The sequence below is a fragment of the Schaalia odontolytica genome (assembly GCF_031191545.1).
In the GTDB taxonomy this organism is placed as follows: Bacteria; Actinomycetota; Actinomycetes; order Actinomycetales; family Actinomycetaceae; genus Pauljensenia; species Pauljensenia odontolytica.
Window position 1 is genome coordinate 38827 of record NZ_CP133472.1, and the last position, 18791, is coordinate 57617.

Consider the following 18791-nt stretch of genomic DNA (forward strand, 5'->3'; position numbering starts at 1 on the left):
CTCGATGCTCAGAAACCGGCGTTGCGGATGTCGCGCAGAGCCTTCTTGCGCGTCGGGCGATCCAGGCGATCGATGTAGATGTGACCGTCAAGGTGATCGCACTCGTGCTGGATGCAGCGCGCCATCAGCTCCTCGCCCTCGACGATAACCTTCTTGCCGTCCAGGTCCGTGCCCTCACAGCGCGCGTACCAGGCGCGCTCGGTCGGGTACCAAAGTTCGGGGACCGACAGGCATCCCTCGTCGCCGTCCTGATACTCGTCCTCGCTCAGAGCAACGATGCGGGGATTGAGCACGTAGCCGATCTCGCCGTCGATGTTCCACGAGAACGCGCGCAGGCTGACGCCGATCTGGTTGGCGGCCAGGCCGGCGCGACCGTCCATGTCGACACCCTCGAGCAGGTCTTCAACGAGAGCCTTCACGTTCGGCGTGATCTCCGTAATCGGATCGCACACGGTACGCAGGACGGGATCACCGATGATGCGAATGGGACGAATAGCCATGTCACTCCCCCTTCAGGGCTGCGGCGTGAGCCTCGCGCAGGCGCGCGACGGCTTCTTCGACGGGCACGACAATGGTCTCGCCGGTGGCACGCACGCGGATCTCCACCTCGCCGTCGGCCAGCGAGCGACCGACGACCAGGCCGAAGGGAACGCCCACGAGCTCGTAGTCCTTGAACTTCACGCCAGCGCTCACCTTCCGGCGATCGTCGACGAGCACGTCCAATCCTGCGGCGTCCAGCTGCTCACCCAGCGACTGGGCGGTCTCAAACACCTCGTCGCCCTTGCCGGTGGCAAGGATGTGCACGTCGAAGGGCGCGATCTGCGCGGGCCAGCTCAGGCCCTTGTCATCGCAGTTCGCCTCGGCCAGGGCCGCCATCACGCGGGTGACGCCGATGCCGTACGAACCCATGGTGACGACCCGGGTCTTGCCGTTCTCGTCGAGGACGGTCAGGCCCAGCGCCTCGGCGTACTTGCGACCCAGCTGGAAGATGTGGCCGATCTCGATGCCGCGCTCGAGGTGAAGCGGGCCAGAGCCGTCGGGAGCCAGGTCTCCCTCGCGCACCTCTGCGGCCTCAATCGTGCCGTCGGCAGTGAAGTCACGGCCCATGACCAGGTTCAGGACGTGACGCTGCTCGGCGTTCGCACCCGTGACCCATGCGGTCCCATCGACGACGCGCGGGTCCACCAAGTAGCGCACGGAACCGGAGGCGTTGCCTTCCTCGTCCACGACGCGCTTGGGCGAGTTGGGGCCGAGGACCGCGGGGCCGATGTAGCCGCGCACCAGCTCGGGATGCGGCTCGAAGTCTGAATCCGATGCCATATCGACCTCTGCGGGGGCCACGGCGGCCTCGAGACGCTTCATGTCAACGTCGCGATCACCGGGCACGCCCACGACGAGCAGCTCACGATGCCCGTCCGGGTGCGTCAGCGTGACGACAACGTTCTTCAGCGTGTCCGCCATAGTCCAGGGACGGTCCTGACGCGGGTAGCGCTCGTTGAGCAAATCGACGAGCGACTCGATCGTCGGAGCATCGGGCGTGGGAACCTCCACCGCAGCGGGCACGCCGGAGGCATCCTGGGCCTGGGGCGCCGGCGTCGTCACGGCCTCGGCGTTGGCAGCGTAACCGCCCGGGGACGCCACGAAGGTATCCTCGCCGATCGGCGAAGGGTGCAGGAACTCCTCAGAGCGCGAGCCACCCATCGCGCCGCTCATCGCGGAGACGATGACGTAGCGCAGGCCCAGACGCTGGAAGATGCGCTCGTAGGTGTCACGCTCGGCCTGGTAGGAGGCGTTCAGGCCCTCGTCGTCGATGTCGAAGGAGTAAGCGTCCTTCATGACGAACTCGCGACCGCGAATCAGACCGGCGCGCGGGCGGGCCTCGTCGCGGTACTTGGTCTGGATCTGGTAGAGGGTCGCGGGCAGATCCTTGTACGAGGAGTACATGTCCTTCACCAGGAGGGTGAACATCTCCTCGTGCGTGGGAGCGAGCAGGTAGTCGCCCCCCTTACGGTCGTTAAGCTTGAACAGCGTGGGACCGTACTCTTCCCAGCGGTTCGTCGCCTTGTACGGCTCGGCCGGAATCAGTCCCGGGAAGTGGACTTCCTGTGCGCCCATCGCGTCCATCTCTTCGCGGACGATGTCCTCGATCTTGCGCAGCGTGCGCAGGCCGAGAGGCAGCCACGTGTAGATGCCGGGAGCGGAGCGGCGGATGTATCCGGCACGCACCAGGAGCTTGTGCGAGTTCACCTCGGCGTCGGCCGGGTCTTCACGCAGGGTTCGCAGGAAGAAAGTCGAGAGATTTCGAAGCATGTTCCAAGAGTACGGCACGCGAAGGCCCCGAGGCCACCGGCACAGCCGTGTGGCCCCTCATCGAAAGCGCGACGGCCTCAGATCACCGCGTGGGCACCGAGCTCGCGTTCACGGGCACCCGCGTGCGAGGCGTAGTAGCGGCGAGCCATCCAGCCCGGGTACGCCCACTCGGGCAATCCGCCGAAGTAGAGGGCCTGGACGGCGACGGCACCCATCAGGGCAAGCACACCGATCACGAAGCCAAGCGAGCCAACAGTGTCGAGGCCGCGCGCCTCGCGCACCATCAGATCCGCGGTCAGGAACCACAGAAGGGACAGCAGCGGCATGAGGGGCCACACGACGCGCCCCATCTCTGCGGCCGCGTTTCCACCACCGAGCTCGAGGCGCACCGACACACGGCGCGCGGTCGCACCGACGCCGAACCAGGCCCACGCCCACACGAGAGCGATGGCGGCACCGACGAGTGCGATCAGAGCGGTGGAGCTGGCGACCATTGTGTCCTCCTTCGGACAAAAGCAACATCCCCGTTGGCGTTGCGTACTAGCTGATACTACAACATCAACGGGGATTGCTGTCCAACCGAAATGGCCGGGTCGAGACTACTCAGGCCTCAACGAGGCCACCGACGCATGCGTCGCGCAAGTCGCGCAGCATCGACAGCGACGACAACGACTCGGCAGCAACGCCCGCCCACGCGAGCGCGCGGTCACGGCCCTGCGCCACGTGGCGCTCGCGGATGTGCAGGAGCGTGCGCGACGGCGACAGCGGCAGCAGGGCAATCACGCAGGTGCCCGAGGCCTCGGTACCCTCGGGGGCAGCCGGAGGCGCGACGCGCATCAGGATGTGATCCTCGTCCTCAACGTCGATGATCGTGGACTCGTCCTCGGGCTCAAAGACGTGGCTGAGCACATTCCACACAGCCGACGCAGGGGCGTCAATTGCGATGCCACGATCGACGACGACGTTAGCGCCGGGTTCGATGAGATCGCCTGGGAGCGACACGTCTGCCTGGGAAGCCGTCAAACCGATGCGACGCGGAAAGCCGGTGGCCGCGACGGCGCACGCGCCGGCGACGAGAGACAGACAGGCAAGAGTGCGAATACGCATGTGATGGTCCTTACCGAAAACTCAGAAGTCGATGCCCGGGAGCTTCACATCCGGGGCGCTAATCGGGGCGACCTCGACGCTGCCGGAACCCGGCTCAAGGCCAAGGTCCTCCGCGAGGGAATTTGCACGACGGATCAGCGTCTCGACGATCTGATCCTCGGGAACAGTCTCGACGACCTCGCCGCGGATGAAGATCTGGCCCTTTCCGTTGCCGGAGGCGACACCCAGGTCTGCCTCACGAGCCTCTCCCGGGCCGTTGACGACGCAGCCCATCACGGCGACTCGCAGCGGCACGGTCAGGTCCTTCAGGCCCTCGGTCACGTCCTCGGCAAGCGTCCACACATCCACTTGGGCGCGGCCACAGGACGGACACGAGACGATCTCGAGAGTCTTGTCGCGCAGTCCCATGAACTCCAACATCTTGGTGCCCACCTTGATCTCCTCGACGGGAGGAGCAGACAGCGAGACGCGAATCGTGTCGCCGATGCCCTCAGCCAGCAGAATGGAGAAGGCAGACACCGACTTGATGGTGCCCTGGAACGCGGGGCCCGCCTCGGTCACGCCGAGGTGCAGCGGCCAGTCCCCCGCCTCGGAGAGCATCCGATAGGCCTGGATCATCGTCAGCACGTCGTGATGCTTGACGGAGATCTTGAAGTCGTGGAAGTCGTTTTCTTCGAACAGGGAGGCTTCCCAGATGGCCGACTCGACCAGCGCCTCGGGCGTCGCGCGACCGTACTTCTTGAGTAGACGAGGATCGAGCGAGCCTGCATTGACGCCAATTCGCAGCGATACACCGTGATCGGAGGCCGCCTTGCAGATGTCCTTGACCTGGTCGTCAAACTTCCGGATGTTGCCGGGGTTGACGCGCACAGCACCGCAGCCCGCCTCGATCGCCTGGAACACGTACTTCGGCTTGAAGTGGATGTCGGCGATCACCGGGATGCGGGATTGCCTGGCGATGATGGGCAGCGCGTCCGCGTCCTTATCCGTCGGGCAGGCCACGCGCACGATGTCACAGCCGGCAGCCGTCAGTTCGGCAATCTGCTGAAGGGTCGCGCCGATGTCGTGGGTCTTCGTCGTCGTCATGGACTGAACGGACACGCGGGCGTCGCCGCCCACGGGCACGTCACCGACCATGATGCGTCGCGTCTGCTTGCGCGGGAACGGCGACGCCGCGACTTCGGGCATACCAAGATTGATTTCACTCACCGTGTCATTATCTCGCACAGTGGCCTTCCTTCCCACACGGACCACACACGCGTGGTCAGAGTCGCTTTTCCGCTAGCTGCGCACGAGGCGCTGATCGGGCTCAGCCGAGCGACACAGGCTTAACGATGTCAGCGACGATCAGGACGACACTCATCGCGACCAGCAGGCCACCCACCACCCACGTCAGGGGCACCAGGCGAGCGGTATCCGCCGGCCCGGGATCGGCCACCCCACGCACGCGCGCGATCGCTCGACGCGCACCCTCGAACAGAGCTCCAAGTATGTGCCCGCCATCCAGAGGCGGCAGCGGAATAAGGTTGAAGACAAAGAGAGCCATGTTGAGAGAGGCCAGCAGGCTGAGCAAGACCGCAATGACCTGACGCGCATCCTCCAGGCCGAGCGCCTGCGAATCACCCGTCACCTCACCGGCCAAACGACCAACACCGACGACGGACACCACCCCGGAGGCATCGCGCTTCTCATCGGTCACGATCGAGCGCCCCACTTGCCACACGGCCTGCGGAAGACGCACGACCACGGACGCGGTGCCGGTAAACATCTGCCAATTGGCGGCGGCCACGTCGCCCAGCGACGCCGACACGTACTCGTACCCGGCAGTCACGCCAACAATGCGCGCCCCCTGAGCCCCCGTCACGGGAAAGACCGTCAGGTCCATGGTGGCACCGTCGCGCTCGACGGTCAAAATCGCGCTCTCCCCGTCACCGGTCGCGCCCACAGCGCGCTGCAGATCAGCGAAGGTGGCCACCGGCTGCCCGTTCCAGGCGAGAACGGTATCTCCGGGACGAACCCCGGCCTCATACGCGGGAGACGCGACGTCGCCCGACGCGCTCGACACCGTCGTCGGCACCTGCGCGATGGTGCGCGACGCCGTCGGGGCACCGATCCCCATCATAGCGATCGCAGAGAGGACGAAGCAGATGAGCAGGTTCATCATCGGACCACCGAGCATCACGGTGATCTTTTTCGGAGCGCTCAGGTGATAGAAGGCCCGGTGCTCCTGGCCATGGGGGATCTCCTCAGCCGATGCCTCGCGCGCCTCCTGCGCGAGGGTCGCCTTGCCGCCGCGTCCCACGAGGCGTGTACCGGGTCGCGCAGGTGCGTACATGCCAATAATCTTCACGTAGCCGCCCAGCATAATGGCACGCAGCGCGTAGGTGGTCTCCCCAATCTTCTTCTTCCACAGCGCGGGACCAAAGCCCACGGCGTAGTCGGGAACCAGCACGCCGAACTTCTTGGCGGGCAGCATGTGTCCCACCTCATGCAGGGCGACGGAGGCCAAGATACCGATAACGACGACAACAATACCGACGAGAGAGCCCACGCTCACATATCCTTCCATTGGCCTGCGCGAACGAGTTCGCGTGCGCGTTGATCAGCCCAACGCTGCGCGGCCACAATGTCTTCCAAGGAGGGGTCTACAACCCCCTCATGTTCGTGCACAACAGCCGAGACCGTGTCGACGATCGCCAGCCACGGAACCTCACCCGCGATGAACGCGTCGACCAACACCTCGTTCGCAGCGTTGAGCACCGCAGGGTGTGTCGCCGAAGCTGCAACGGCAAAGCGCGCGAGGTCGATCGCGGGGAACGTATCGTTGTCTACCGGCTCGAACGTCCACTGCGACGCGGATTCCCACGTCAGAGGCGTCTCGACCTCCCGGAGGCGCTCCGGCCAGGTGAGCCCCAGCGCGATCGGCAGGCGCATGTCCGGAGGCGAGGCCTGCAGAGTCGTCGCACCGTCACACCACGTCACCATCGAGTGCACGATGGACTGCGGGTGAACCGTAGCGACAATGTGTTCGGGCGCCACGTCGAAGAGCAGGTGCGCTTCAATCAGCTCGAGGCCCTTGTTGATCAGGGTCGACGAATTGATCGTGACGACAGGACCCATCTGCCAAGTCGGGTGCGCGAGCGCCTGCTGCGCCCGCACTCCCCGCAGCTGATCGCGCCGACGACCGCGGAACGGGCCGCCCGACGCAGTCAACACGAGATCCGCGACCTCAGAACGCCCCGACACGACCGGAGACGTCAGCCCACGCTCGTGCACGCCCGAGGCCAGGGCTTGGGCGATCGCCGAATGCTCGGAGTCCACCGGGACAATCTGGCCGGGAACGTGCATCGCATTCTTGACGAGGGCACCGCCGACAACGAGCGATTCCTTGTTCGCAAGCGCCAAGCGCGCGCCACACCTCAGAGCCGCGAGCGTCGACGACAGGCCGACGCCACCCGTAATTCCGTTGAGTACCACCGTCGTTGCGTGCGGGTACAGCTGCGCCGCGTGTTCCACCGAGGCGCACACGACCTCGACCGAGGCATTCTCGCCGACAAAAACCTCCGGGCACGTGCCGCCCATCGCGGCCACGGCGCTCGCCAACTCCTCACGAACGTCACGAGCGACACCCACGTAGGTGGGGTTCAAAGCGACTATCTGAACAGCGAGCTCGGTGATTGACGCACCGCCGGCGCTGACGCCGATGACGTCGAAACGCCCGCGATGCGCTTCGATAACCTCACGAGCCTGGGTACCGATCGACCCCGTGGACCCAAGCAGGACAACGGGAACTGTCGGAGCGTGCTCGTCCTCCAAAACAGCCATCAGTCGACCGCGAGTAGGATCTCGACCGCGCGGCCCAGGTACGCGTCCACCGGGCCTTCGGCGTAGGCCTTCTTGCCTCGCTTCGGACGGAAAGTCGCGGTACGGATCTCTTCAGCATTGAGGTCACCGGCCTCGTCAAAGTACGCGGCGATCCGATCGAGAAGGTCATCGACCTCGTCGCAGGCATAGCCACGGCCCGAGGTCGGCTGCGAGAAACGCTCACCGCGCGGACGCTGCAGACGCGGGTACAGTGTCGTCGCCCGGTCCGCCACATGCTCATACCACGCAGCCTCGCCCTCGGCGGCAACGGAATCCGCTCGATCGCGATTCACGAAAGCGGCCTCAAGGCGGTTCATCGCCCCGTCAACAGCCTCAATGTTGTAACCGCGGTTCTTGAGCTCAAACGTTGCCAGAAGCACCTGCTCGGAGCTGAACTGCTCCGGAGGAACACCGCCCTCGTAGGCGCGGCGGGCATCTTCAAAGAAAGCATCAACCTGTGCACAGTCGTAGCCCTTCGAGAAGAAACCAACCCTAGGGAACTCAGTCATCACTGCTCCTTTTCCTGTGTCATGGAACGAAGAATCTGATCGACAGCTTGGGGCTTAACGAACTCAGTACTATCGGAAAAACCGGTCACGCGCGCCCCTCCCCGACCGCCCGCTTACCGTCGGCGACCGCCGTCGCCAGCTGCCCGCATGCGCCGTCAATATCCGAGCCGCGCGTATCGCGAATGGACGTCGCGATGCCGTTGTCACGCAGGCGCTTGACGAATGCCTCCTGAGCGCTGCGCGTCGAGGCCGTCCAGATGGAACCCGGCGTGGGGTTAAGAGGAATCGGGTTGACGTGCACCCAGCCGTGGCCTCGTTTATTCAGCTCATCAGCCAACAGCTGCGCACGCCATTCCTGATCGTTCATGTCCTTGATGAGCGCGTACTCGATGGACACGCGTCGGCCCGTAGCCAAGAAGTAGGCGCGGGCAGCGTCCAGGAGTTCGCCCACCTTCCAGCGAGAGTTGATCGGAATCAGCTCGTCGCGCAGGTCGTCGTCAGGGGCGTGCAGAGAAACAGCCAGGGTGACAGGCATACCCTCCCCTGCCAGCTTTTTGATCGCCGGAACCAAGCCAACCGTGGAGACCGTGATGTTGCGAGCGCTCATGCCGAAACCCTCAGGGGCCGGATCGATCAGACGATGCAGGGCAGCAACGACGGTCTTGTAGTTGGCGAGAGGCTCGCCCATGCCCATGAAAACAACGTTCGAAAGCGCGGTGGACCCACCCGCCAGCTTGCCGTCACGGCAGGAGGCCTGGGCCTCGCGCACCTGGTCGACGATCTCGGCGGTCGACAGGTTACGCGTCAGCCCCATCTGTCCCGTGGCGCAGAACGGGCACGCCATACCGCACCCTGCCTGCGACGAGACGCACAGGGTGGTGCGCTGGGGGTAACGCATCAAGACGGACTCGACCTGCGCGCCGTCGTACAGACGCCACAGGTCCTTGATCGTGCGTCCGCCGTCTGCCTCCAGTGAGACGACCTTTGTCACGAGCTTGGGTAACAGCGCCCCCGACACCGCCTCGCGCATCCCCGCAGGAATATCGCTCATATTCGAAGGGTCGGCTTCGAAATGCGTGAAGTAGTGACGCGAGAGCTGATCGGCTCGGAAACCCGGCATGCCCAGGTCCTTCAAGACCTGCTTACGGCCAGCCGCGTCCAGGTCAGCAAGGTGCGAGGGCGCCTTGCCGCGCCGCTTCGCCGTGAACGACAGCACCGGCTTAGCATCCTTGTGTGTCGCACCCTCCGGCGGCTGATCCGTCGGGCGCACCTCGCGGCGCGAGCTACGACGCTGAAGGTCGGACAAACTCGTCGCACTACGTTCGTGAGCCCCGCGTGCTTCCTTCATCGATTGGCTCAATGGCTCGACTCCCAAGAAATACCCGGCAGCGCCCACGCGAAAACAAAGTAGGCTACCGGCGCGCTCATGAGCAGCGCATCCACTCGGTCGAGAACACCTCCGTGCCCGGGCAGGATCTGCGACATGTCCTTCAGGCCTGCCTCGCGCTTAATGAGCGACTCAGTCAGGTCTCCCATCGTCCCCACGAAAGCGATCGCGATTCCTGCGATGAGGCCCCACCACCACGCAGCACCCAGCAGCCAAAGACCGACCGAGCCGACAGCCATCGCGGTGATAGCCGAACCGGCGAAGCCCTCCCACGACTTCTTCGGAGACAGAGCGGGGGCCATCGGGTGCTTGCCGAACATGACACCGGCCGCCCAGCCGCCCGTATCGTTGGCGATCACCATCAGCTCAAAGACGACGAACACCCACGGGTTGTGCCACGCCGCGAGCATCAAGACGACGAACGAAGCCAGGAAGGGCACGTACACGGCCGCGAACGTCGACGATACGACGTCGCTCATCCGCGCCTCCTGGCGGCGATCAAGAAGCCTCCACGCCGCACAGACGAACACCGTGATGTACAGGGCGAAGAGCATTCCTTCGCTGCCTAGCCACCACGCGCAGGTGACCATACCGATTGCTCCCACGTACAGCGGGGTGACGGTCAGGGTAATACCCATGCGCGCGAATGCACCCGCAAGCTCCCAGATGCCGATGAGACACACGAACGCGATAACGCCAACGAATGCGGGGAGCGACGTGAAGATCGGAACAGCGACGGCGGTTATCAGGACAACCGCAGTCGTAATCGCCTGCGGCAGGTTACGCCCGGCCTTCCCCGTCGACCCACTCGCTGGATGATTGTCGCGAGTGGGTCCCGGGGAAAAGATTCGAGCGAAAATAGAACGATCAGTTGACGCCATCAGATCGTCAGCAGTTCGCTTTCCTTCGTGGCGAGCATCTTGTCGATCTGCTCGGTGTGGGCTTTCGTCATGGCGTCGAGCGACTTCTCAGCGCGATCGACGTCGTCCTCAGAGGCCTCGCCGTCCTTCTTCAGGCGGTCGAGCTGATCCTTGGCCTTGCGGCGCACTCCACGCACAGACACGCGGCCGTCCTCGGCCTTGCTCTTGGCCTGCTTCACGTACTCCTTACGGCGTTCCTCCGTCAGCGCGGGCAGAACGACGCGCACAACATTGCCGTCGTCAGTGGGGTTGACCCCAAGATCGGACTCGCGCAGCGTACGGATGATTTCCTGGGTCGCGGTGCGATCAAAGGGAGAAATCAGGACCGTACGGGCCTCGGGAATCTGGAAGCTGGCGAGCTGCTGCATCGGCGTGGGAGCGCCGTAGTAGTCAACCATCAGCTGCTCGAACATCGAGGACGTCGCGCGTCCGGTGCGAATGTTCGCAAACTCGTGGCTGGCCGAGTCCACGGCCTTGTCCATCTTTTCCTCGGCTTCGAGGAGAATATCGTCGATCACTATGTGCTCCTTTAAGTCAGTGGTCTGTGAAGGTTATATCACGCCGTCACTAGCGTACCGATTTCATCGCCCATGAGCGCGCGGGTGACAGCCCCGTCGCCACCCATGCCAAAGATACGCGTGGTCAACCCGTTCTCGCGGCACAGCGCCAGCGCAGAGCCGTCAATCACCTTCAGGTCGCGACGCAGAGCCTCCGAGTAGGTCAGCGTGTCGAATCGGTGGGCATCGGGATTCTTGTTCGGATCGTCATCGTAGACGCCGTCCACGCCGTTCTTCGCAACGAGGAGCTCGTCGCAGTGGATCTCGAGGGCACGCTGGGCGGAAACGGTATCCGTGGAGAAGTAAGGGAGTCCCGCACCTGCACCAAAGACGACGACGCGGCCCTTTTCGAGGTGACGAATCGCTCGAAGCGGAAGGTAGGGCTCGGCGACCTGCGCCATCGTGATCGCGGTTTGAACGCGAGCCGGGATGCCGGACTGGTCGATGAAGTCCTGGAGGGCAAGAGCGTTCATCACGGTGCCCAGCATTCCCATGTAGTCCGCACGAGAACGCTCGAGGCCCTCGCGCGCAAGCTGAGCGCCACGGAAAAAGTTGCCGCCGCCCACGACGATCGCGACCTGCACACCCTCACGCACCGCCGTCGCAACCTGCTCCGCGATACTGCGCACGACCTTGGGGTCCAAACCGATCGCCCCACCTCCGAACGCCTCTCCGGACAGCTTGAGCAAAACGCGGCGGTTCGTCGACATGACGCTTCTCCTTTGTATCGGCCCGGGAAGGGCGGAACGGTCAGTAACCATACTACCTGGTAAAAGGGAAGCGGCCCCGCCGTTCGGCGGGGCCGCTTCCATCTGTCAGCAAGCTGACGACGTAGCCGGATCAGGCACCCACGTGCACGCGCACGAAGTTGGTGACCGTGGCGCCGGCCTCCTTGAGGACCTGAGAGACGGACTTCGAGGGGTCACGGGCAAAGGCCTGGTCGACGAGGCAGTTGTCCTTGTAGAACGCGTTCAGGCGGCCCTCAACGATCTTGGGAACGATGTTGGCGGGCTTGCCTTCCTCGAGCGTGATCTTCTCGAGGGTGGCGCGCTCCTTGTCGAGCACGTCGGCCGGAACCGAGTCGCGATCGAGGTAGGCGGGCATGTAAGCGGCGACGTGCATCGCGATGTCGTGGGCAACGGACTTGCCAGCGGCGTCGGTGACGACGAAGACGCCAACCTGCGGGGGCAGGTCGGGGTTCGTCTGGTGCAGGTAGAGGTCGACGTTCTCGCCCTCAACGCGCACGACACGGCCAACCTGCAGCTTCTCGCCGATGATCGCTGCGAAGGCGTCGAGGCGATCCTTGACCGTGCCCTCGCCCATGGGGGCGGCGTGCAGGGCGTCCAGGTCGGCGGCACCCGAAGCAACGGCGGCGGCCAGAACCTCGTTGGAGAAGTCAATGAACTTCTGGTTCTTGGCGACGAAGTCGGTCTCGGAGTTAACCTCGACGAGCACGCCGACGGTGCCGTCGGTCTGCGCGGCCAGCAGGCCGGCGGAGGCCTGGCGGCCCTCGCGCTTGGACAGGGACTTCAGGCCCTTCAGGCGGATGATCTCGAGAGCCTTCTCGGCGTCGCCGTCGGCCTCGGTCAGAGCCTTCTTGACATCCATCATGCCGGCGCCGGTCTGCTCACGCAGCGCCTTCACATCTGCAGCGGTGAAATTCGCCATCGGATGATTCCTCTCAGTAAAAAGTTCAGTCCTGCTTGGGGGCTTCGGCGGCCTCGTCGGCCTTGGCCTCGCCCTCGAGGAGCTCGCGCTCCCACTCGGCCAGCGGCTCAGCGGCGTTCTCTTCGCCCTTGCCCTTGCGGACGTCGGAGCGAGCGATGAGGCCCTCGGCAACGGCGTCGGCGATCACGCGGGTGAGCAGCGCGACGGCGCGGATGGCGTCATCGTTGCCGGGGATGCGGTAGTCGACCTCGTCCGGATCGGCGTTGGTATCGAGGATGGCAACGATCGGGATGCGCAGCTTGCGAGCCTCGGAGACCGCGAGGTGCTCCTTCTTGGGGTCGACGATCCACACGGCCGAGGGAACCTTGGCCATGTCGCGGATGCCGCCCAGGGTGCGCGAGAGCTTGTCCTTCTCGCGGCGCATCATGAGCAGTTCCTTCTTGGTGTGACCGGAGGAGGCCACATCGTCGAAGTCGATCTGCTCGAGTTCCTTCAGTCGCTGCAGACGGGTGGCAACGGTCGAGAAGTTGGTGAGCATGCCGCCGAGCCAACGGTGGTTCACGTAGGGCATGCCGACGCGCTGGGCCTGCTCGGCCACGGCTTCCTGGGCCTGCTTCTTGGTACCGACGAAAAGCAGGGTGCCGCCGTGGGCGACGGTCTGCTTCACGAAGTCGAAGGCGATGTCGATGTCAGCAATGGTCTGCTGCAGGTCGATGATGTAGATGCCGTTGCGCTCGGTGAGGATGAAGCGCTTCATCTTCGGGTTCCAACGGCGAGTCTGGTGGCCGAAGTGGACACCGGACTCGAGGAGCTGACGCATGGTAACGACTGCCATGGTTCGTCCTTTCCCCGCAAGTCGCGAGTGATCAGTGGGGTTTCCCCCGGGGTTATCGGTTTGCTGTGCGCAATGCGCACCCTGATGCCATGACCGGCGACCATCCCCGAAGGGACCGAAGCCGCCGCGCCTCGCTGCCCTGGCGGTTTCCCGTGGGTCGCGATAATGGCACGCGAAGTCACCTGCATACGGCAAGTGCCCGGCTATCTTACCTCAGAGACACCCAGATCACCGCGGGGACGACGGTGAGACGTTGCCTACTGGATGCGCGTTCGACGAGGCCATGGCCGGGATGGGCAAGACACGCCGTTCGCTCGTTATCCACAGGGTCAATGCCGAGGCCTCCCGAATCCACAGGAGGCGCCACGTAGCTGGACGATCCGGTCAGCAACTCTCACGCTGTTGTTATGAATACCGTGAGATTACGAGGCGCCCGCGTCCGCGTAGCGTCACTGACCCTAGTCTTCCTTATCGCGCTACTCATCACGATCACGTCCCCCACTCGTGCGACACTGCGGGAGGAACGGTGGCAGTGGCCGACGGGGACTCCCATGCCCGTCGTCGAAGGTTTTGCCCCGCCAGCCCAGGATTGGCTACCGGGACGTCGTGGAGTCACGTTGCAGTATCCGGCTGGCTCCCCGGTCTACGCCTGCGCAGAAGGGACCGTCACCGTTTCTGGGCCGGTCGCTGGCCGGGGCGTCATCTCGATTCGTCACAGCGCCGGCGGGCGGGATATCTGGTCAACCTATCTTCCCGTGATGCCCACCGTCGCCGTCGGCGAACACGTGCACAAAGGTGACGTCATCGGTCTGGTCGAAGGAGACTCCCAGACGCTGCACTGGGGCGCAAAAACCGCACGACGGACATACGTCGATCCGATACGCATGACGATCGGGCATCCTCGTCTCCTGCCCTGGGACGGACGCTGACGAGCACCCGTCACATCGCAGGGGCGTGGCGAGGATCGGGAGAAGCACGAACCCGCAGCAGTCCAGACGAGGCCAGGGCGGCGTGGGGCCTGGCCGGGCTTGACGACAACGCGCCGAACGCAGCTCGCAGCGCGGCGGAGAGTGGGCAATCCGCGAGCCGCCCACAGCGCGCGAGTGGGCGCTCAGGCGCGCGGGTGTGCCCTTTGGTAGATCGCGCTCAGACGTGAGGTATCCACGTGGGTGTAGCGCTGGGTAGTCGACAGCGACGAGTGCCCGAGCATTTCCTGCACCGCACGCAGGTCGGCACCTCCCTGCAGCAGGTGAGTCGCCGTCGAGTGCCGCAGACCATGGGGGGCGATGTCATGAACACCGGCACGCGCCGCCATCTTATGCACCATCGAACGCACGACACGAGGATCGAGTCGGCCGCCCTTTTCGCCAAGGAAGAGAGCGTAACCGCTCCGCTCTGCGGCCAGCTGAGGGCGGCCTCGCACCAGCCAATGATCGAGCGCGTCGGCGGCCGGAGGCCCGTAGGGAACCACCCGCTCTTTATTTCCTTTACCGACGACACGCACGGTCAAGGCCTCTCGGTTCAACGAGGAGATGTCGAGGGCACACACCTCAGACACGCGTAGACCGCAGGCATAGGTCAGCTCGAGGATCGCCCAGTTGCGTATCTGTGCTGGCCCGCCGGTGCGCGCCTCCTGCTGTGCGAAATTGACAAGCGTCCGAGCATCAGACTCATCCAGCGGCGTCGGTAGTCTCTGATCCGCCCGCGGACTGGTGAGCAACGCGGCCGGATCCGACGGAAGAATCTGTTCCCGTGTGGCCCACGCGGTGAAGTGTCGAATGGCTGCCGTGTGGCGGGCAACCGTCGAACGGGCGCCACCGGCAGCCACCGTCTGCGCAAGCCACGATCGAATAGCACGCTGCGTCAGCACCGGAGCAAGTTGCGCGGGCGTGGCATCCCACCCCACGCCAAGGAAGTCAAGAAGAGAGCGAAGGTCGCCCAAATAGGCACTAACCGTGTGGGGGCTCATCCGCCGACTCAACGTCAGGTAGTGATCCCAACAATCGCCAACAGCTTCACTCATGCGGCCATCCTACGGCCTCACCTCAGCGCGCGCGTGCCCACCCCCTGGTCGAACTCGTTACGAAGCCTGCGACGGCAAGGTCCATGAGGGCTCGGTTAACCTCGGAACGTCCGAGCCCCGCAGCGACACAGATCGCGCCGACATCCGCGGGTGCACTGCGCGGGAGTGCCTCCCACACCCGCCTGGCGATGGGTTCCATAGCTGCAACGCCGCGGTCGTCTTCGACGGGCATGCCGAAGAGTACTTCGGTGCCCTCTGCGCTCACAGGACGCACAAGTTCAAGCGCATCTCGACCGTCACGGATGATTGTCGCTCCGTTGCGCGCGAGTTCCAGGCATCCGACCGACATCGGAGCATCAACCGCACCGGGCACTGCGCCCAGCTCACGCCCGTATTCCATCGCACGCCGCGCCGTCGCGAGGGCCCCCGAACGCGCGCCCGCCTCGACGACCACCGTTGCGCGGCTCCATGCGGCAATGAGTCTGTTGCGGGTGAGAAAACGCCACTTTGCGGGTCTGGCGGTGGGAGCAACCTCAGAGACGAGAGCACCACCGCTATCGACGACGCTGCGGAAGTCAGCGCCATGGCAGGCAGGATACGGATTGGACACGCCACCGGCGAGAATGCAGATCGTACGACCGCGCGCTGACAAGGCTCCGCGGTGTGCCTCAATATCGATACCAATTGCGCCCCCGGACACAACCGAGATGCCCGCGGCGCAAACGAATGCAGCCATGTTTCGGGCGCACCTGTTTCCCGCCCCGGTAGAGGCACGCGCTCCAACGATGGACAGATAGTCCCCCGCTCGCGGCGCCTCAGGAAGGCTGCCCAGGAACCACAGCCCCGCCGGCTCGTCCTCGCCCAGGCATGCCAGCTGTTCGGGCCACCGCGGATCGGTCGGGGTCACGAATCCTCCACCGGCGCGCGCAACGCGTTCGAGGTCGGCGTCGATGTCGACCGAGAGCGCACGCTCGCGCCACCTTGCCCACTGCGTCAACCAGTCGACCGTGTGGTACGCCGCAAGCTGCCCTGGCACACCCACCCACCGGGTTTGCAGCCACTCGCGTGCTCCGCGGTCCCCTAATGCCCGGCGGACGACACTGGCGCACCGGTCACCGGGCTCTGCAACGGCAGACCACCAAGCAGCCTCCCTCAGTAGCGTCTCATTCATCATGGCCAGCTCCATTTCGTAACTGCTGTGCTTTAACGATATGGTCAAACGTGGGGCGCGGAGCTTCGTCAAGATCGGCGAGAGTCCACGACAGACGCAGCATCCGGTCGACACCGCGCATCGAGGAGCGCCCCGAATCGACGAGCCGATCGAGTTGGTTGATCAGCGAGTCATCGATGCCTGAGTGGTGTCGCAGCCACGCCCCGGGCAGTTGCGCGTTCAGGCACCAGGGTGTGCCCTCAAGGCGCCTGCGTGCCCTCGCTCGTGCCTCGACGACACGCTGGCGTATCGATGCCGAATCACGCACGCTCGTCACAGCCATGTCCGCCCGACTCGGCGCATGTACGTCGATGCGAATGTCCATGCGGTCCAGCAGCGGGCCGGACAAGCGCGCCAGGTACCGCCTCTTGTTCACCGACGAACACGTGCAGCGTCGACCGCCGTTTCCCCCACCGCACGGGCACGGGTTCGACGCCATCACCAGCTGGAAAGACGCGGGGTAGCGAGCCTGCACACCGGAACGATGAAGGTGGATTACCCCCGATTCAAGCGGTTCGCGCAGAGAATCGAGGACGGAGGGAGCAAACTCGGCCGCTTCGTCGAGAAAGAGAATCCCGCCGTGGGCGAGAGAAGCCGCCCCCGGCACGAGCATGCGCGTTCCCCCACCGATAAGCGCGGGCATCGTCACGGAGTGGTGCGGCGCCTGAAACGGTGGGCGTGTCATGAGAGACATGCCCGAAGGAAGCAGTCCGGCTACCGAATGCAACGACGTGGTTACCAGAGCGGTATCCGTGTCGAGGTCGGGAAGAATTGTCGGAAGCCTTGAGGCGAGCATCGTCTTTCCGGTGCCCGGCTCTCCCAGCAAGAACACGTGGTGCCCTCCCGCTGCCGCAGCCTCAAGCGCAGACACGGCCTCAGGCTGGCCCCGCACATCTGCCATGTCACACAGCAATCGATCCTCCGCATCAGCGCGGTCGCGTCGGACCCCTAGACGACCATGAAAGGGCGCTTTGACGGCGTCTCCCCCGGCCCATGCAATCATGTCGGCCAAGTGAGCAAAGTCAAGCACCTCTATCCCACTCACCAGCCTGGCCTCCTGCGCGCAGGCAGAAGGCACGATCACCCGTCGCACCCCACGAGATCGCGCAGCTAGTACAGCCGGCAGCACACCGCGCACCGGCTGGATACTCCCATCGAGCGCGAGTTCCCCAACGATGACGGCTTCCTCGAAACCCGCTGGGGAGACGAGACCGGTAGCCAAAGCCACGGAAGCGGCAATCGACAGGTCGAACGCCGACCCGGACTTCGGAATCCCTGCCGGAGAAAGGTTGACGGTGATGCGCTGGTCCAACACATCGAGTCCGCAGGCTTCAAAGGCGGCGCGCACACGATCACGCGCCTCGCGCACCGAGGTGTCAAGCAGCCCAACAAGAGTAAACGCCACGAGTCCCGAACCGGCATAGGTTTCGACATCGACCAGGTGCCCTTCGATGCCGACGACACTCATCGAATAAGTGCGCGCGAGTCCCGGCCCGCTCATTGCACGCCCCGCAACCACGTCACCCGCGCGTCCAGAGCGCGAAGATCCACGGCCTCGTCCATGGGAGCGGGCCACTCGCTCAGCTTCTGGGCGTCCACGGTGATGGCGACAACGTCGATGCGGACCCTCGAGGACAGGGGCCCATGCGTCCGACACCACGCACCCGTCAGGGTGCGAAGCCGGGCGACCTTACGATGATCAACCGATTCAAGAGCACTGCCTCGCCTGCGCCCAACCCTGGTACGCACCTCCACCACGACTGTCCAGGAGCGACGTGGATCCGTGTCGTCTCGGGCGATGATGTCCAGCTCCCCACGCCTTCCATCGCGCCAATTCGTCTCAAGAAGGTGCAAGCCCTCTTCTTGCAGCAGTAGGCGGGCGGTATATTCCCCCGATGCACCTAAGACCCGTCGATCGGGCCGTGTTGAGCATTCCATCATGGACCACCTCCACGACCACAGTGCGCCAAGCAACGACCCTGCTTCAACGCGAAAACCGCCCCCTGTGGATAGGGAGCGGTTCGCGAAATGGCCTGTGGATAAACGCGGAGCGGTTGGTCTGTTGGTTAGGGAACATCGAGCTCCGGCTTGGAGAGTTCCTCAACGTTAACGTCCTTGTACGTGATCACACGCACCGAACGCACGAAGCGCGACGAGCGGTAAATGTCCCACACCCACGCGTCGCTGAGCGTCAGCTCGAAGAACACATCGCCGCCGACGGGGCGCGCCTGCACGTCGACGTGGTTACACAGGTAGAAACGCCTCTCGGTTTCCACGACGTACTTGAACAACCCGATGACATCGCGGTACTCCTTAAAGAGTTCCAGCTCCAGGTTGTTTTCGTATCCTTCGATTTCTTCACTCACGCCACCATCATGCCGGGCTGGGCGTTGGCCCACGC

General features: G+C 64.5%; 20 protein-coding genes. 1 reads left to right on the forward strand and 19 read right to left on the reverse strand.

The window, feature by feature from the left end:
* Positions 1 to 8: 8 nt before the first annotated feature.
* The 14 genes from def to rpsB form a co-directional block, all read right to left on the reverse strand.
* Entirely contained in the window at positions 9 to 500 is a 492-nt protein-coding gene (def, locus tag RDV55_RS00155; protein WP_111823083.1) for a peptide deformylase, read from the reverse strand.
* Position 501: 1 nt separating this feature from the next.
* Positions 502 to 2310, reverse strand: a complete 1809-nt coding sequence (locus RDV55_RS00160) for a proline--tRNA ligase (protein WP_111823082.1) — start codon at positions 2308 to 2310, stop codon at positions 502 to 504.
* 77 nt (positions 2311 to 2387) lie between these two features.
* Entirely contained in the window at positions 2388 to 2804 is a 417-nt protein-coding gene (locus RDV55_RS00165) for a hypothetical protein (RefSeq protein ID WP_111823081.1), read from the reverse strand.
* Positions 2805 to 2913: 109 nt separating this feature from the next.
* A complete protein-coding gene (locus RDV55_RS00170; protein ID WP_111823080.1) occupies positions 2914 to 3417 on the reverse strand; it encodes a hypothetical protein in 504 nt (167 codons plus the stop codon).
* A 21-nt stretch (positions 3418 to 3438) separates the two neighbouring features.
* The gene (gene ispG / locus RDV55_RS00175; protein WP_111823151.1) at positions 3439 to 4605 is read right to left on the reverse strand and encodes a flavodoxin-dependent (E)-4-hydroxy-3-methylbut-2-enyl-diphosphate synthase; all 1167 of its coding nucleotides are present in this window, start codon (positions 4603 to 4605) and stop codon (positions 3439 to 3441) included.
* 121 nt (positions 4606 to 4726) lie between these two features.
* Positions 4727 to 5968, reverse strand: a complete 1242-nt coding sequence (locus RDV55_RS00180; RefSeq protein WP_111823150.1) for a M50 family metallopeptidase — start codon at positions 5966 to 5968, stop codon at positions 4727 to 4729.
* 2 nt (positions 5969 to 5970) lie between these two features.
* Entirely contained in the window at positions 5971 to 7242 is a 1272-nt protein-coding gene (gene dxr, locus RDV55_RS00185; RefSeq protein WP_111823079.1) for a 1-deoxy-D-xylulose-5-phosphate reductoisomerase, read from the reverse strand.
* Positions 7242 to 7790: a DivIVA domain-containing protein gene (locus RDV55_RS00190; RefSeq protein ID WP_111823078.1), complete on the reverse strand. Its 549-nt coding sequence runs from the start codon at positions 7788 to 7790 to the stop codon at positions 7242 to 7244. The genes dxr and RDV55_RS00190 overlap by 1 nt, the downstream gene beginning before the upstream one ends.
* An 85-nt stretch (positions 7791 to 7875) precedes the next feature.
* Entirely contained in the window at positions 7876 to 9138 is a 1263-nt protein-coding gene (rlmN, locus tag RDV55_RS00195) for a dual-specificity RNA methyltransferase RlmN (protein ID WP_111823077.1), read from the reverse strand.
* Between the two features lie 8 nt (positions 9139 to 9146).
* Positions 9147 to 10058, reverse strand: coding sequence for a phosphatidate cytidylyltransferase (locus RDV55_RS00200; protein ID WP_111823076.1), 912 nt, complete (start codon positions 10056 to 10058; stop codon positions 9147 to 9149).
* Positions 10058 to 10615 carry a ribosome recycling factor gene (gene frr / locus RDV55_RS00205; protein WP_111823075.1) on the reverse strand — a complete coding sequence of 186 codons (558 nt, stop codon included), beginning with the start codon at positions 10613 to 10615 and terminating at the stop codon, positions 10058 to 10060. The genes RDV55_RS00200 and frr overlap by 1 nt, the downstream gene beginning before the upstream one ends.
* A 38-nt stretch (positions 10616 to 10653) precedes the next feature.
* Complete coding sequence (pyrH, locus tag RDV55_RS00210; RefSeq protein ID WP_111823074.1) at positions 10654 to 11364, reverse strand: UMP kinase; 711 nt, start codon at positions 11362 to 11364, stop codon at positions 10654 to 10656.
* 130 nt (positions 11365 to 11494) lie between these two features.
* Positions 11495 to 12322: a translation elongation factor Ts gene (gene tsf, locus RDV55_RS00215; RefSeq protein WP_111823073.1), complete on the reverse strand. Its 828-nt coding sequence runs from the start codon at positions 12320 to 12322 to the stop codon at positions 11495 to 11497.
* A 25-nt stretch (positions 12323 to 12347) separates the two neighbouring features.
* On the reverse strand, positions 12348 to 13157 hold the full coding sequence (gene rpsB / locus RDV55_RS00220) for a 30S ribosomal protein S2 (protein WP_111823072.1): 810 nt from the start codon (positions 13155 to 13157) through the stop codon (positions 12348 to 12350).
* Positions 13158 to 13564: 407 nt separating this feature from the next.
* Here rpsB and RDV55_RS00225 point away from each other — a divergent pair, with 407 nt between their 5' ends.
* Entirely contained in the window at positions 13565 to 14086 is a 522-nt protein-coding gene (locus RDV55_RS00225; protein ID WP_165835827.1) for a M23 family metallopeptidase, read from the forward strand.
* A gap of 182 nt (positions 14087 to 14268) precedes the next feature.
* Here the strand turns inward: RDV55_RS00225 and RDV55_RS00230 are convergent, their stop codons facing one another.
* The 5 genes from RDV55_RS00230 to RDV55_RS00250 form a co-directional block, all read right to left on the reverse strand.
* Positions 14269 to 15180, reverse strand: a complete 912-nt coding sequence (locus RDV55_RS00230; protein WP_111823070.1) for a tyrosine recombinase XerC — start codon at positions 15178 to 15180, stop codon at positions 14269 to 14271.
* 22 nt (positions 15181 to 15202) lie between these two features.
* Positions 15203 to 16351 (reverse strand): DNA-processing protein DprA, encoded by a 1149-nt coding sequence (gene dprA, locus RDV55_RS00235; protein WP_111823149.1) that lies wholly within the window; start codon positions 16349 to 16351, stop codon positions 15203 to 15205.
* A complete protein-coding gene (locus RDV55_RS00240) occupies positions 16344 to 17891 on the reverse strand; it encodes a YifB family Mg chelatase-like AAA ATPase (protein WP_245907628.1) in 1548 nt (515 codons plus the stop codon). Before RDV55_RS00240 ends, dprA begins: the two co-directional genes overlap by 8 nt.
* Positions 17888 to 18328, reverse strand: a complete 441-nt coding sequence (locus RDV55_RS00245; protein ID WP_111823148.1) for a YraN family protein — start codon at positions 18326 to 18328, stop codon at positions 17888 to 17890. Before RDV55_RS00245 ends, RDV55_RS00240 begins: the two co-directional genes overlap by 4 nt.
* Before the next feature lie 128 nt (positions 18329 to 18456).
* Positions 18457 to 18756, reverse strand: a complete 300-nt coding sequence (locus RDV55_RS00250) for a DUF2469 domain-containing protein (protein WP_111823068.1) — start codon at positions 18754 to 18756, stop codon at positions 18457 to 18459.
* Between the last annotated feature and the right edge of the window lie 35 nt (positions 18757 to 18791).

Bases quoted from the DNA above. Each gene is read 5' to 3' on its own strand.
- RDV55_RS00230 (WP_111823070.1), bottom strand. From the start codon at position 15,180: ATGAGTGAAGCTGTTGGCGATTGTTGGGATCACTACCTGACGTTGAGT.
- dprA (WP_111823149.1), bottom strand. From the start codon at position 16,351: ATGAATGAGACGCTACTGAGGGAGGCTGCTTGGTGGTCTGCCGTTGCA.
- rlmN (WP_111823077.1), bottom strand. From the start codon at position 9,138: ATGAAGGAAGCACGCGGGGCTCACGAACGTAGTGCGACGAGTTTGTCC.
- RDV55_RS00160 (WP_111823082.1), bottom strand. From the start codon at position 2,310: ATGCTTCGAAATCTCTCGACTTTCTTCCTGCGAACCCTGCGTGAAGAC.
- RDV55_RS00225 (WP_165835827.1), top strand. From the start codon at position 13,565: ATGAATACCGTGAGATTACGAGGCGCCCGCGTCCGCGTAGCGTCACTG.
- ispG (WP_111823151.1), bottom strand. From the start codon at position 4,605: ATGCCCGAAGTCGCGGCGTCGCCGTTCCCGCGCAAGCAGACGCGACGC.
- RDV55_RS00190 (WP_111823078.1), bottom strand. From the start codon at position 7,790: ATGACTGAGTTCCCTAGGGTTGGTTTCTTCTCGAAGGGCTACGACTGT.
- tsf (WP_111823073.1), bottom strand. From the start codon at position 12,322: ATGGCGAATTTCACCGCTGCAGATGTGAAGGCGCTGCGTGAGCAGACC.
- pyrH (WP_111823074.1), bottom strand. From the start codon at position 11,364: ATGTCGACGAACCGCCGCGTTTTGCTCAAGCTGTCCGGAGAGGCGTTC.
- RDV55_RS00165 (WP_111823081.1), bottom strand. From the start codon at position 2,804: ATGGTCGCCAGCTCCACCGCTCTGATCGCACTCGTCGGTGCCGCCATC.
- RDV55_RS00245 (WP_111823148.1), bottom strand. From the start codon at position 18,328: ATGGAATGCTCAACACGGCCCGATCGACGGGTCTTAGGTGCATCGGGG.
- dxr (WP_111823079.1), bottom strand. From the start codon at position 7,242: ATGGCTGTTTTGGAGGACGAGCACGCTCCGACAGTTCCCGTTGTCCTG.
- def (WP_111823083.1), bottom strand. From the start codon at position 500: ATGGCTATTCGTCCCATTCGCATCATCGGTGATCCCGTCCTGCGTACC.
- RDV55_RS00240 (WP_245907628.1), bottom strand. From the start codon at position 17,891: ATGAGCGGGCCGGGACTCGCGCGCACTTATTCGATGAGTGTCGTCGGC.
- RDV55_RS00170 (WP_111823080.1), bottom strand. From the start codon at position 3,417: ATGCGTATTCGCACTCTTGCCTGTCTGTCTCTCGTCGCCGGCGCGTGC.
- rpsB (WP_111823072.1), bottom strand. From the start codon at position 13,157: ATGGCAGTCGTTACCATGCGTCAGCTCCTCGAGTCCGGTGTCCACTTC.
- RDV55_RS00200 (WP_111823076.1), bottom strand. From the start codon at position 10,058: ATGGCGTCAACTGATCGTTCTATTTTCGCTCGAATCTTTTCCCCGGGA.